Source organism: Corynebacterium sp., from assembly GCF_030530965.1.
Taxonomy (GTDB): Bacteria; Actinomycetota; Actinomycetes; order Mycobacteriales; family Mycobacteriaceae; genus Corynebacterium.
The window spans coordinates 1-12,573 of sequence record NZ_JAUMTY010000051.1 but is presented as its reverse complement, the minus strand read 5'-3'; the positions used below and the strand labels follow the sequence as shown (position 1 = coordinate 12,573).

Below are 12,573 nucleotides of genomic sequence, written 5' to 3'. Positions count from 1 at the left end.
GTTCTTCTCGACGGGCGCCTGCCTGATGAGGACAAAGTCGCTGTACTCAAGGCCCTCCAGGATGCGGGCGTGACCATTCACGGACGTCAGGAATTGCGCGACCTGGGCGTCGACAATGTGGTGGAAGCCGAGGAAAAGGACTGGACCTCGGAGTACTTGTCCATGGACATTGCTGCAGCGATTGTTCCCGACGAGCAGGGCGCCGTGGACTGGATTCGCACCTATTCGACGGGCCACTCGGAGGCCATTGCTACCCAAGACTGGTCGGCGGCGAAGGAATTTGAAGCCGCTGTGGACGCCGCGGCCGTGTACATCAACGCGTCGACGGCGTACACCGATGGTGAGCAGTTCGGTTTCGGTGCAGAAATCGGTATTTCGACGCAGAAGCTGCACGCGCGTGGCCCCATGGGGCTGCCGGAATTGACGTCCACGAAGTGGGTCATTTACGGAGAGGGACACACTCGCCCGTAGAGTTTCTTCTGTGATGCAGACATCGACGAACTATCCGCGCCTTGGAATTATGGGCGGCACCTTTGATCCCATTCATCACGGGCACTTGGTGGCCGCCTCCGAGGTCGCGGATCTTTTTTCTTTGGATCGCGTACTTTTCGTTCCGACGGGCCAGCCGTGGCAGAAGAAGAACCGCTCCGTGACGCCGGCGGAGGATCGCTACCTCATGACCACGATCGCGACGGCGTCGAACCCACGGTTCAGTGTGTCGCGGGTGGATATTGACCGTGGTGGCCCCACATATACCGTCGATACGCTCCATGATTTGCACGAGCGATACCCGAACGCGGAATTGTTCTTCATCACCGGAGCCGACGCTGTGGCGAGGATGGCGACGTGGCGCGATTGCACCGAGATGATGTCATTGGCGACGTTCGTCGCTGTGACGAGGCCCGGGTATTCGTTGGAGAAAACCGAGCTAGGTCCGCTGGGGGATAGTGTCACGATGGTGGAGGTGCCGGCCATGGCGATTTCGTCGACGAATATTCGCGCGCGTGCTCGGGCGAATCGGCCGATTTGGTATCTCGTGCCCGATGGCGTGGTGCAATACATTGCGAAGGAAAGGCTGTACCTGCCGTCGGGACAAGGCGGGGCGTCGGGTATGTAGTAGGCCTTAGGTGGTAAACGGGGTCCCGTGCCACAACAAGATTTTGCTTCCCCGCCGACAAGACTGAACAACAATAACGACCAACAATATCGAACGACAATAACGAAGGATTTTATGGCTGCATCAGAAGAATCAGTGAGCATGGCGCAGATTGCCGCACGTGCCGCATCGGACAAAATAGCGTCGGACATCGTTGTTTTGGACGTGTCGGGCCAGTTGGTGATCACCGACTGTTTCGTCTTATGTAGTGGCGATAACGAACGCCATGTCATGTCTATCGCCGACGAGATTGAAGACAAACTTGCTGAAGCGGGCTACAAACCGGTCCGACGCGAGGGCAGCCGTGAAGCGCGCTGGGTGCTCTTGGATTACAACGACATTGTAGTGCATGTCCAGCGCGAGCCGGAGCGCGATTTTTATGGGCTCGATAGCCTGTGGAAAGACTGCCCCGTGATCGAGGTCGAGGGCATCGAACCCTCCCAGCGCGGTGGGCTCTCTGATACCAGCGACGCTGCGCACCGGGCCGATGTGATTGATGACATTCCGCTGGCCGGCCGTGAACCCGACGCGGACGAAATCTAGGTAGTACCGATGGCTCGCCGCCTTATTCTTCTTCGACACGGCCAGACGGATTACAACGCCACTGGCCGCATGCAGGGCCAGATGGATACCCACCTCAGCGATCTGGGGCGACGTCAGGCTCAGCGCACGGCTGATGAACTCAGTCGGTGGGATATCCGACGAGTGGTGACCTCTGACCTGTCGCGAGCAGCGGAAACTGCAGGGCTGATCGCAGCACCTCATGGGCTCACTCCTGTTCTCGATGAGCGCTTGCGTGAGACCCATTTGGGGGCGTGGCAGGCTCATTCGCATGAGGAGATCGACGCTGCTCACCCTGGTCAGCGCGCGATGTGGCGGCATAACCCTCATTGGGCCCCGCCGGGTGGTGAGACCCGTCTTGAGGTCGCTGCCCGTGCACGTAGCCTTGTTGATGAGCTCATGCATTCGTTCCCTGAGTGGGAAGGTGGCACAGTCGTGTGCGTGGCCCATGGGGGCACCATTGCCGGCTTGACTTGCTCATTATTGGGATTGCCGACGGACAACTATTCGTCGTTTTCGGGGCTGGGGAATACGAGTTGGGCTCAGCTGACGGCGCGCCCACGTTTCCACTACGACCACTCGACAGTCGACAATTCCGGTGACCGACCGGCGGATCCCGCGTTGGATACGACCCCGGTGGCGACGTTTTCTGCATCTACTATCGACGATGCGCAGTGGTATTTGGACGTGTGGAATGCGTCCGCGTTGGGTATTCCCTTTGCGCCTGCTCAACCGGGTAGTGAGGGCGTTGGCGTGACATATACCAGGACGTCGATCGAGGGGCTGCAGTGACTGTCCGCGTCATCACTGATTCCTCATCGTGCTTGCCCGTTGAGCGGGCGCGGGAATGGGGCATCACCGTCCTCCCACTGCACGTCGTTTCTTCCGATGACGCAAGTTCGACGTCGGGGCTGACCGCGTTGGAGCTCGCCGCAGCCTATGGCCGGGAGATGGAACGGTCTGGTGACGACGGTGTCGTCGCTGTTCACCTTGGACAAAAGCTCAGTAGTACCTGGTCAGCGGCGGTGGCGGCCTCGGCGGTTTTCGAGGGGAAAGTCCGCGTTATTGAAACGGATTCGATCGGGATGCCGGTGGGGGAAGCCGCCATGGCAGCTGCTCGTGCGGCGCAGACTGGTGGCGACCTGGAGGAATGCGCGAGACGTGCGTCGATGATTACCGGGCATTCGCAATTGTTCCTCTACCTTGAGCGTACCGACGGTTTGCGACGCTCGGGGCGGATGAGCACGATGTCATCGTTGATGTCATCGGCGCTGCCGGTGAAATCACTGTTTTCCCTGCATGATGGAAGTTTTGGCGTTGTTGCCCGGACGCGGACGCAAGCGAAAGCATTTACCCGGCTTGTCGACATGGTGGTGGATGCTGCGACGGTGACCACCAGTGCCGACGATGAGGGTGACTCCAGTGGGGAACGTAGTGGGGATTCCGGTGCGGGTTCCAGTATGGGCGCTGCCGTGACTAGTTCCCGCAGTGCTGATGGAGATCTGGAACCCGTGCGTATCTGCATTCACCACTCGGGTGCTGATGACCGTGCGCGCATTGTTGGTGCGGGGCTGAAAAAGGCCTTGGAAGCGGACAATATGTTCGTTGACCTGGGTAAACGATGGGGGATAGAAGAGCTTCCGTCTGCCGACGTGGTGCTGACACAGGCGGAACTCTCCCCGGCTTTGGCGGTGCACACCGGTGCCGGCGCGATTGCGGTGTCGGTGATCAATACGCGGGACGCTGCTGAGTTGTAGCGGGAGCTGTCGCTGGCTGGGCTAGCGGCGAATAGCGGGCGCTGCCAATACTTGTGGATAACTTTTTTTATCCACAACGTGGCGGTTTCGATGGCCGACGTGCCCAGCGATGAGGGGCAGAGTTATCTACTCTCCGGCTCATGAGTAGCAGCGGCAGTGTGGGGATGACGCGGGCGGACGTCGCCGATGAGACCAATGTGCTTGAGCGTGGCGCGGATAACTATCTCCCAGGCGATTTCGTGCCACGGTCGAGACCACAGAACACCTCGCCTTTACCTGCCCCGCAGAGTCCGGGGAACAGCGTAGGTCGCGATCGAATCAGGATGTTCGACGCTGAACGCGCCGAGGGAGATAGCAACGTCGCCCTTTATGACTTCTCCCGTGATGGACACGCCCGGCGCGGTATCCGGCTTCTCCAGGGGATGTCGCCACGGGCGTGCGTCGGGATTGTTGTTCTTGCTGTACTTGTGGTGTCCACTGTGATCGGGTTCGCGTTGATGGGGGAGGACAATAGTCAGCGTCCCGTGTCTAAAGCGGCGCAGGTGGTGTCGGCCGATGCAGAGACCCACCGCGGGGAGGCCAGAGAGAAATCCGAAGCAGAATCGTCGGACCAGGGTTCACGAAGTGTGTCAGCGGATAAGAAAGAGGCTGGGGCTCAGGAGGGATCGCATGGCGGTCACGAGGCGGCATCGCAGCCGATTACGGTTGCGGTCGTCTGCAATGTTGTTCATCCCGGATTAGTCTCTCTGGATGCCCAAGCCCGCGTTGACGACGCCATTAATGCGGCCGGTGGTTTGACCGATCGTGGCAGGTGGGACGGGCTTAATCGTGCGCAAAAGCTACTCGATGGGCAACAAATATGCGTCGGAGAAGAAGGAAAAGACGGCACCATTATCGGCGGTGAACCGGCCGGGAACGCGGGCTCCCAACCGGGGGCTCCGTCGGGAGGCCCGGGTGGTGGATCCGCGCCGGGCCAGGGACCGCCAGCGAAGTCGGGTGGCGGGACGAATATCAATACGGCCGGTGAGGCTGAGCTGACCGCCATACCTGGTGTGGGGCCCAAAACGGCGTCGGCAATCATTGCTTACCGCGAGCAGAATGGACCTTTTCGGAGTATCGACCAATTGGCGGAAGTTAAGGGGATAGGCCCCGCAAAACTGGCCGCGATGCGCGATGCCGTCACGATCTGACGACCCGTCTGTTGTAGGTGACAGCCAGTCTGCACGTCCGAACCGTGAGGGAATAAAAGAACGGGTTCCGCTGGATGGCCGGTTACTGCCCTGCGCCGCTGGTGTATGGGCAGCGAGCGGTGTCGTGGTGTGGTTCAGATTAGGCACATCGGAAGCGACCAATTCTCACGACGATGGTGGCTTCATTAGTTGGTGGCTCGGCCACCCTGTATCCGCTGTGGTGGTGTGTGATGCACTAGCAGCAGCGACGGTGATTGCCGCGCGCTGGTACATGAATCGTCGTCGACGTAGTTACGGCGGCGACGGGATCAAGGGCGGTGTGCGTCGCTCATGGGTGCTGCAGCTTCTCATGATGGTTGTTGGCGCCATCATCGGAGGGGTCAGATCGATCTATGCCATCCGTCGCTCGTCGAGCCATTGGTTAGCCCACAAGCAGGGCGGCCACCTGCTCATCGACCCATCCATGGACTGCACCGCGACGTCCTACCCACGTCGGCTCCCGGAAGCTCCCTTCGCGCCGGGGCAGGAGCGGTATGGCATATCGGTATCCCTCAAGGGAATGCCGTCGGATATTTTCCTCTCAGGCGGGGCTGATCTTCGCACAGTTAATCCTGGTCAGCGCCTTGAAGGGCTCGTGTCGGTCAAAGAGGCTTTCCAGCCGGGAACTGCACCAATAACGCTGTCATCCGCGGGACACAGTGGATCAGGCCAGGGATTGCACGTCGTGCAGGCACCTCCATCGTCGCCGATGGGGTGGGGTGTCGGCCGGCTATGGAATGTCGTGTGCCATGCGATGTCCGCAGTCCATCGGGAGTTCCTCGAGGCCTCGCGTCGCTATGTGCCCGAGGATCTGCAGGGCTTGGCTCAGGGGATGGTGATTGGCGATACCTCGTTACAATCCGACGACGATAAAGCAGCTTTTGTCACCTCTGGCCTCAGCCACCTGTCCGCGGTGTCCGGGGCGAATGTGGCGATCGTTCTTGGAGTGGTTGCCGCGATCGTCTCCACCGAACGCCCGCGTGTTCGTTATCTATGCGCGGGGTGCTCATTGGTGGGATTTGTCCTTCTCATCGGATTGGACGCGTCCGTGTTGCGGGCGGCTGTCGCGGGGACCGTGGGGCTTCTTGCCACGATGGCGGGGAGGCGTCGGCAAGCGTTGCCCGCCTTGTGTGCAGGGATTATCGGGCTCGTGGTGTGGAACCCGGATATGGCTGTGTCCTTGGGATTTGCTTTATCGTGCGCTGCGACGGCCGGCATTATCTGTCTTGCGCCACCTTTGTCCGATGTCATCGAAAAGGTTGTGGTGCGTGTATTGACTGCGTGCGGGAAGTCCGGTGAGGTATCGCGGCGCACTCGGGCAGTTATCACCGGGTGCGCCGTATGTGTAGCTGCAGACGTGGTAACTCAACCGATTATCTTGCTCGTTATTGGCCGGACTTCTGCTCTGTCGATCGTGGCCAATTCCTTAGTCGGATTCGTCGTCGCGCCCGTCACGGTCATCGGGACCATCGCACTCGTTCTGTGCGCATTCAGCGTTGTGGCTCATCCCGTGGGGATAGGTGCGGGAACAGTCTGTGAAGCCGTTCAATGGCTCAGCGAATCGTTCTGCCGTGGAGCTACCTGGCTGGCGTCGGCAGGCATGGCTGCATGCACACCGGTCTTGTGGTGGATTCGCTGGGTAGGACACGCGATAGCCAAGTGCGAGGCCGCCCAATTGGTCGTCGGATCACCAGGTTCAGCAATCATCGTTATTGCAGTAGTGGTCGGTTCCTGTTTTCTCTTGTCGACGTTGTGGTCAGGTCGATTCCAGCGGTGGATGACGAGCCGACGGATCACAAGCTGGTGGGGCAAAGCACTCGGGAGCGCCGCAGTCGTTGTGATCGCCATATCGACGTGTCTAGCAGCAACTGGCGGTGGGACTGCCGGCGAGCGCGATCGCTCCGGAGAGTTCTCCGAGGGAGTGGGGCCGACGGACGGCGGATCGAGCAATCAAGCATCGGAGTACGCCTTGCGACCACCCCGCGACGCCTTCGACCACCTGCGGGCCATGACTCACCTCGTGAGGTCCCCATCTTTCCCTCCGGCTCAGTGGACCGTCGCAGTGTGTCCGTTTTCGCCTGCCATCTCGGTGGTGATGTGGCCAGACAGTCACTACGCCCTGGCCGACGTCGACAAGCAACCTCCCATACCCCCTGATGACGTGGCCCCTGAGGTGGCCTCACGCCTCCAGCAACGAATCAAAGATTGCGCCCACGAGCTGAAGCTTTCTTCCCACAACCTTGTGGCCGACGACGCCTCACGCCGCGCGGACGGGGAATCCATCGCATTCGTCGGCGATAAAAAACAGATCGATCCAGAGTCGTCGTCTGCACGGTGGTTCATCATCACCACGCCGACGTCACCATCGCCGTCATCGCATTCGGGCACGGGCAATCAGTCTTTTCGCCCGACCCAACTGGCCAATGGAACACCGGTCACCACGCTTGTCGACGAAGGCATTGTCGTCCTACGCAGCAACGGACAAACCTGTTCATGGAGGTTCTGCCCGTGAGGCACGTTGTGTCCTCGGCGGTCAGTAGACTGACGGGCATGGCACCATCACGGAGGTCACGCACCACATTCGACCCTGCGGAGGGATCCGGTGCGCCCGCACCCGTACACATCATCGTCGGAACCGAAGATTTCCTCGCGGATCGTCACCGCCATGCCATCGTCAAACGTGTCCGTGAGAACTCGCCCACCGGCGATGAACTCACCGTCACCACAGTCCGAGCAGGTGACATTACGGGCCCCGAGCTCACCGAGCTACTCAGCCCCAGCCTCTTCGGCGAAGACCGCATCGTCGTCATTACAAACATGAATGATGCAGGTAAAGAGCCGGCATCGCTCGTGCTTGCTGCTGCGAAAGACCCCGCGCCGGGCATCACCCTGATCATTCAACATTCGGGTGAAGGCCGGACGAAGGCCATGGTGTCCAAACTCCTCAAGCTTGGCGAAGAGCACCGGGCTGACGCCATCCCGGTCCGTGAACTGCCCACTTTTGTGCAGTCAGAATTCCACCGATTCCGCGTGCGGGTGAGCCCAGACGTCGTCTCCGCCCTCATTGAAAGCGTCGGTTCCAATGTGCGCGAATTAGCGTCGGCCGTGAGCCAGCTGGTCGCCGATAACGACGGGAACGTCGACCTCGAGGCCGTGCGACGGTACTACACCGGTACCGCGGAAGTCAGCAGTTTTTCCATTGCCGACGACGTTATCGCAGGCAACGTGGATCAGTCGGTGGCAAAAGTACGTCGGGCTCTCCAGCTGGGAGTGGCTCACATGGCGATATCAACGGCGGTGTGTCGTGGGATCAGCGAGGTCGCCCGGCTCAGTGGCAACCGGCGTATTGATCCCTATCGTGATGCGTCGCGGTTAGGAATGCCACCGTGGAAACTGAAAAGGACAGCGCCGATAGCTCAGAGATGGTCGCAAGCTGCAATTGCCGAGGCCGTGCAGGTTGCTGCGCAGATGGAAGCGGGGATTAAAGGTGCCGCGGGCGACCAGGACAGTGCCGTTGAGCTAGGTGTTCGGCGTCTGGCGGAGCTTGCGCGGATGAAATAGCTGGGGACGCAATGAAAAACCCCGCTCCAGGCGGAGCGGGGAACACCCTGGTCAGTGGGCCTAAAAACGGGTGACCAACAGATCACACGGTCTTGCTGCCCACACGAACCAGCGGACTCGTAGGAAAACTAGTCCATCGAGTTGAACAACTTAGCCATCGCAGACTTCTTGTTCGCAGCGTTGTTGCGGTGAAGAGTGCCCTTGGTCACGGCTTTGTCGTACTCGCGGGACGCCAGGCGAAGCTGAGCCTCAGCACCAGCCTTGTCACCAGCAGCGACGAGCTCACGGAACTTGCGGTTCTCGGTGTGCAAGCGCGAACGGATGGCCTTGTTGCGCTGACGGGCCTTTTCGTTTGTCTTGATGCGCTTCTTCTTGGACTTAATGTTTGCCACGGGAATTACCTCTTTCTCTACGCTTGTCATGCACTGGGTGCGCACGACGCGATCTACCACAACTCTTCATGTCATTTCTCATGCGAAGAGCATGTGGAGGGCGATATAAGGGCATCGGCCCGTGAAATCAGCCCGTGAATGAGCGACCTTCAAGAACAAACCCAAGGTCCTGCTTGTTCCGGCTCATTGTCCACATGCGTGGTAGAACTCCAGGACACTTTACAGTGCTTCAAGAATTGCGTCCAATATCAGCGCTGCCAACCCGGGCAGTCGCTAACGCCAGTTGTAGTCCGTCCGCAGCCGGCTGGCGATGCGTTCAAACCGCCGCCGCGGCAACACCGTCCCTTTCCGACGAATCATGTGGTCAGGAACCTCGATGATCTTGTCCAACCGAACCCATGCGGGGCGGCCTTGCATGTCCCAGCCCCCGGCGCCGATTTCCAGCCAGTTGTTATCCGTCGAGTGCTCGTCATTCGTCGAAATGAGAAGCCCGCGGATGTATCGCTCGTGGTGGCCAAGAATAACGATTGCTCGTTCCCGGCCATCCGATTGCTTGTTCGGGGAATGAACCCACACCACCTCGCCAGGATCGGCCTGCCCATCCATATCGGGCGCATAAATCAGCGTAGAGGCGCAGGCACCAGTGGGCCGTGCGAGAACTGGCTCATCTTCGTTGTTAAACGTCGAAACGCTGGAGTCCGTCATACCTAGCCCCTGCTGCAGTGAAGCAAGGCCTTGGTCCAGGGCACCTTCGTGGTGGAATGGCCGCGAGAATGACGTCGGCACGCGACGAGATCGGCGTGGTGAATGCGACCGACCAGCCGCGTCAGGGAGTTCGAAGTCGTCGTCACTCGTTGTTGCCCGCTTGTGGGCAAGAAAGCCGGTGATGTGACGGATCAGGGAAGACCGCTGCGTGTGGCGTTCGGGCTCAGAGTCGTAGGAAAATGGACCCGAATTTCCTCGCGGTACGAACATGTCCCCACAATAATTCGGTGTGAAAAGTGGTGCAATCCAACGTCTAGTACTGTGATCACCGAGTACTGACGGAGAGGATCACAGCTCTTTTATGGCCACCAACTACGCGGAAACAACGTTCACCGACCCGGAGCGTATCCGGAACTTCTGCATCATCGCACACATCGACCACGGGAAATCGACCTTGGCGGATCGAATTCTGCAGCTCACCGGGGTGGTCGGCGATCGTGACATGCGCGACCAGTATCTGGACAACATGGATATTGAGCGCGAGCGGGGCATCACGATTAAGGCCCAGAATGTGCGCCTGCCGTGGGTCCCCAAAACCGGGGATCATGCGGGTGAGCAGATTGTGCTCCATCTCATCGACACCCCCGGTCACGTCGACTTCACTTACGAAGTCTCGCGTGCCCTGGAGGCGTGTGAGGGGGCTATTCTTCTTGTCGACGCTGCTCAGGGCATTGAGGCGCAGACTCTCGCGAATCTGTATCTCGCGATGGAGAATGACCTGGAAATTATTCCGGTTTTGAACAAGATTGATCTTCCGGCCGCGGATCCTGACAAGTTTGCCGACGAACTGGCCTTGATCATTGGGTGTGAGCCGGAAGAAGTCTTGCGCGTCTCGGCGAAGACCGGCGACGGCGTCCCCGAACTGTTAGACAAGTTGTGCGATGTTGTTCCTGCGCCGACGGGGGATGCGGATGCGCCTGCTCGCGCGCTGATTTTCGATTCGGTGTACGACACCTATCGCGGCGTCGTGACCTATGTCCGCGTGATGGATGGTCGGCTGAAGGCCCGCGAGAAGATTCAGATGATGTCGACGGGGGCCACGCATGAGACGCTGGAGATCGGCGTTGTGTCTCCGCAGCCGAAGAAAACCGACGGTTTGGGCGTCGGCGAAGTGGGGTACCTCATCACGGGGGTGAAGGACGTGCGCCAGTCGAAGGTGGGCGACACCGTGACTGTGGTGAATGACCCTGCCACCGAACCGTTGAAGGGCTATGAAGAGCCGAAACCGATGGTGTATTCGGGCTTGTTCCCGATTTCGGCGGACCAGTACCCGGATTTGCGCGACGCCTTGGAGAAACTGCAGCTCAACGACGCCGCGTTAACCTACGAACCGGAGTCGTCCGTGGCGCTGGGCTTCGGCTTTCGGTGCGGTTTCTTGGGCTTGCTCCACATGGAAATTACCCGAGCTCGGCTGGAACGCGAGTTCAATTTGGACTTGATTTCAACGGCCCCTTCGGTGGTGTACCGCGTGGTGACAGAGGCGGGCGAAGAGATCAAGGTGCGTAATCCTTCGGATTGGCCTGATGGAAAGCCACGGGAGATCTACGAACCCATCGTGAAGATGACGGTGATCGTTCCGGCAGAGTTCTTGGGGCCGACGATGGAACTGTGCCAGTCGAAGCGCGGTCAGATGGGCGGTATGGATTATCTGTCAGAGGACCGCGTCGAGCTGCGGTACACCATGCCGCTGGGAGAGATCATCTTCGACTTCTTCGACATGCTGAAGTCCCGCACGAAGGGGTACGCGTCCTTGAACTATGAGGACGCGGGCGAGCAGATTGCTGACCTCGTGAAAGTCGACATTCTTTTGCAGGGCGACCCGGTGGATGCGTTCTCTGCCATCGTGCACCGGGATAACGCGCAGTGGTACGGCAATAAGATGACGACGAAGCTCAAGGAGCTGATTCCTCGTCAGCAGTTTGAGGTACCGATTCAGGCTGCAATCGGGTCGAAAATCATTGCGCGCGAGAATGTCCGCGCTGTCCGCAAAGACGTGTTGGCCAAGTGCTACGGCGGCGATATTTCTCGTAAGCGCAAGCTCCTGGAGAAGCAGAAGGCCGGTAAGAAACGCATGAAGAGCATCGGTTCTGTGTCGGTTCCTCAGGAAGCGTTCGTTGCGGCCTTGTCGACGGACGAGGGGAAGAAGTAGGTCGCGCCGGGGCTCTTAGGGGTAGGGCGTTACGCCGCGCACTGATTAAGCACGGCGGTGAGCGCTTCCTTCTCCTGCCGCGTGACTCGTAGATGGTATTTCGACTTCACACGGACTTGTCGGTCAGCGTACCCGCACCGGTAGGCGGTGTTCGGCGGCATCCACTCGGCGGCGTCCTTGTCGGATTTGGCGTTGTTGGTAGGGCCGTCCACGGCGAGCAAGTTGAGCGGATCGTTGGCGAGTGCAGTGCGCGCGGCATACGGCAGGGCATAGGCGCCACTTGCCCATGCATTGGATAGCGCGACGACGTGGTCGATTTGCACTGCCTGCGAGGTTTTCTTCCCACGGTGGAAATCGATGGTGTTGCCCGTGTAGGGGTCATGTAATTCTCCGGTAAGAACGACACATCCCTGTGGCGGTTTCGTCGTGATATCCGTGAGGTCTCGGTGGAGGATGTCATTGCGGGTGTCACAGCCGTTGCGATCGACATCCGCCCATGAGGGGCCGAAATTCTTACGTTGGTATCGCTCTGCGCCGCCACGACGCGGTGATTCAGGCAGCGCTGCGAGAAGTGCGTGAATGTCGCCGGTGGGGAAGGGTACATTCAGCGCTGTGAGTGCGTCGGCGCTTTCTTGTTTGCTCAGCTGCCCGATGTGTTCAGCACGTGGGGAACCGGGGAAAGCAGCATCCGTGGCGGGTGGTTCATTAGCGCCTTGATCAGGAGAATCGGCGGGTGACGAGCCATCGTCGGCTGAGCCATTGTCGTTTGGCCCAGTGGCATCGTTCGCGGAAGCGGCATCATTGTTAGCCGGAGAGCTTGCCGAAGATGAACCATTGTTGCCCTGTGTAGCGATGTCTCCGCAGCCTGAAAGGGGCATAACAAGGCCGAGGCTCAGAATAATGCCCGCCAGCGTTGAGAATGAATAGTGGGAAAACAATGGTCCGTGATGGCTGGAACAATGTGCTCGCGTCGTTCGCATGAGGGACATCATACACATAAAAT

Annotated in this window: 11 protein-coding genes and 1 pseudogene; 9 read left to right on the top strand and 3 right to left on the bottom strand. The window is 59.5% G+C overall.

Annotated features, from left to right (window positions below):
- The 8 genes and pseudogenes from Q3981_RS08840 to holA all read left to right on the top strand — a co-directional run.
- A pseudogene (locus Q3981_RS08840) lies at window positions 1-471 on the top strand (gamma-glutamyl-phosphate reductase); the annotation flags it as partial.
- Window positions 472-484: 13 nt separating this feature from the next.
- The gene (nadD, locus tag Q3981_RS08835; RefSeq protein ID WP_303125386.1) at window positions 485-1,117 is read left to right on the top strand and encodes a nicotinate-nucleotide adenylyltransferase; all 633 of its coding nucleotides are present in this window, start codon (window positions 485-487) and stop codon (window positions 1,115-1,117) included.
- A 114-nt stretch (window positions 1,118-1,231) separates the two neighbouring features.
- A complete protein-coding gene (rsfS, locus tag Q3981_RS08830; protein ID WP_303125380.1) occupies window positions 1,232-1,699 on the top strand; it encodes a ribosome silencing factor in 468 nt (155 codons plus the stop codon).
- A 9-nt stretch (window positions 1,700-1,708) separates the two neighbouring features.
- The gene (locus Q3981_RS08825; RefSeq protein ID WP_303125377.1) at window positions 1,709-2,509 is read left to right on the top strand and encodes a histidine phosphatase family protein; all 801 of its coding nucleotides are present in this window, start codon (window positions 1,709-1,711) and stop codon (window positions 2,507-2,509) included.
- Window positions 2,506-3,474, top strand: a complete 969-nt coding sequence (locus tag Q3981_RS08820; protein ID WP_303125375.1) for a DegV family protein — start codon at window positions 2,506-2,508, stop codon at window positions 3,472-3,474. Before Q3981_RS08825 ends, Q3981_RS08820 begins: the two co-directional genes overlap by 4 nt.
- 140 nt (window positions 3,475-3,614) lie before the next feature.
- The gene (locus tag Q3981_RS08815; RefSeq protein ID WP_303125373.1) at window positions 3,615-4,664 is read left to right on the top strand and encodes a helix-hairpin-helix domain-containing protein; all 1,050 of its coding nucleotides are present in this window, start codon (window positions 3,615-3,617) and stop codon (window positions 4,662-4,664) included.
- Window positions 4,648-7,215 carry a ComEC/Rec2 family competence protein gene (locus tag Q3981_RS08810; protein WP_303125371.1) on the top strand — a complete coding sequence of 856 codons (2,568 nt, stop codon included), beginning with the start codon at window positions 4,648-4,650 and terminating at the stop codon, window positions 7,213-7,215. Before Q3981_RS08815 ends, Q3981_RS08810 begins: the two co-directional genes overlap by 17 nt.
- A gap of 38 nt (window positions 7,216-7,253) precedes the next feature.
- A complete protein-coding gene (gene holA, locus Q3981_RS08805; RefSeq protein WP_303125368.1) occupies window positions 7,254-8,264 on the top strand; it encodes a DNA polymerase III subunit delta in 1,011 nt (336 codons plus the stop codon).
- A 128-nt stretch (window positions 8,265-8,392) separates the two neighbouring features.
- Here holA and rpsT read toward each other — a convergent pair whose 3' ends face one another.
- Both rpsT and Q3981_RS08795 read right to left on the bottom strand, forming a co-directional pair.
- Window positions 8,393-8,656, bottom strand: coding sequence for a 30S ribosomal protein S20 (rpsT, locus tag Q3981_RS08800; protein WP_012731973.1), 264 nt, complete (start codon window positions 8,654-8,656; stop codon window positions 8,393-8,395).
- A gap of 273 nt (window positions 8,657-8,929) precedes the next feature.
- The gene (locus tag Q3981_RS08795; RefSeq protein ID WP_012731972.1) at window positions 8,930-9,631 is read right to left on the bottom strand and encodes a type II toxin-antitoxin system PemK/MazF family toxin; all 702 of its coding nucleotides are present in this window, start codon (window positions 9,629-9,631) and stop codon (window positions 8,930-8,932) included.
- Between the two features lie 91 nt (window positions 9,632-9,722).
- Here Q3981_RS08795 and lepA point away from each other — a divergent pair, with 91 nt between their 5' ends.
- Window positions 9,723-11,570, top strand: a complete 1,848-nt coding sequence (gene lepA / locus Q3981_RS08790) for a translation elongation factor 4 (protein ID WP_204087232.1) — start codon at window positions 9,723-9,725, stop codon at window positions 11,568-11,570.
- A 29-nt stretch (window positions 11,571-11,599) separates the two neighbouring features.
- Here lepA and Q3981_RS08785 read toward each other — a convergent pair whose 3' ends face one another.
- Entirely contained in the window at window positions 11,600-12,568 is a 969-nt protein-coding gene (locus Q3981_RS08785; protein WP_303125383.1) for an HNH endonuclease family protein, read from the bottom strand.
- Between the last annotated feature and the right edge of the window lie 5 nt (window positions 12,569-12,573).

Coding starts and splice junctions, on each gene's coding strand:
- rsfS (WP_303125380.1), top strand. CDS start 1,232: ATGGCTGCATCAGAAGAATCAGTGAGCATGGCGCAGATTGCCGCACGT.
- Q3981_RS08815 (WP_303125373.1), top strand. CDS start 3,615: ATGAGTAGCAGCGGCAGTGTGGGGATGACGCGGGCGGACGTCGCCGAT.
- Q3981_RS08795 (WP_012731972.1), bottom strand. CDS start 9,631: ATGTTCGTACCGCGAGGAAATTCGGGTCCATTTTCCTACGACTCTGAG.
- Q3981_RS08785 (WP_303125383.1), bottom strand. CDS start 12,568: ATGTGTATGATGTCCCTCATGCGAACGACGCGAGCACATTGTTCCAGC.
- holA (WP_303125368.1), top strand. CDS start 7,254: ATGGCACCATCACGGAGGTCACGCACCACATTCGACCCTGCGGAGGGA.
- Q3981_RS08825 (WP_303125377.1), top strand. CDS start 1,709: ATGGCTCGCCGCCTTATTCTTCTTCGACACGGCCAGACGGATTACAAC.
- lepA (WP_204087232.1), top strand. CDS start 9,723: ATGGCCACCAACTACGCGGAAACAACGTTCACCGACCCGGAGCGTATC.
- nadD (WP_303125386.1), top strand. CDS start 485: ATGCAGACATCGACGAACTATCCGCGCCTTGGAATTATGGGCGGCACC.
- Q3981_RS08810 (WP_303125371.1), top strand. CDS start 4,648: ATGCCGTCACGATCTGACGACCCGTCTGTTGTAGGTGACAGCCAGTCT.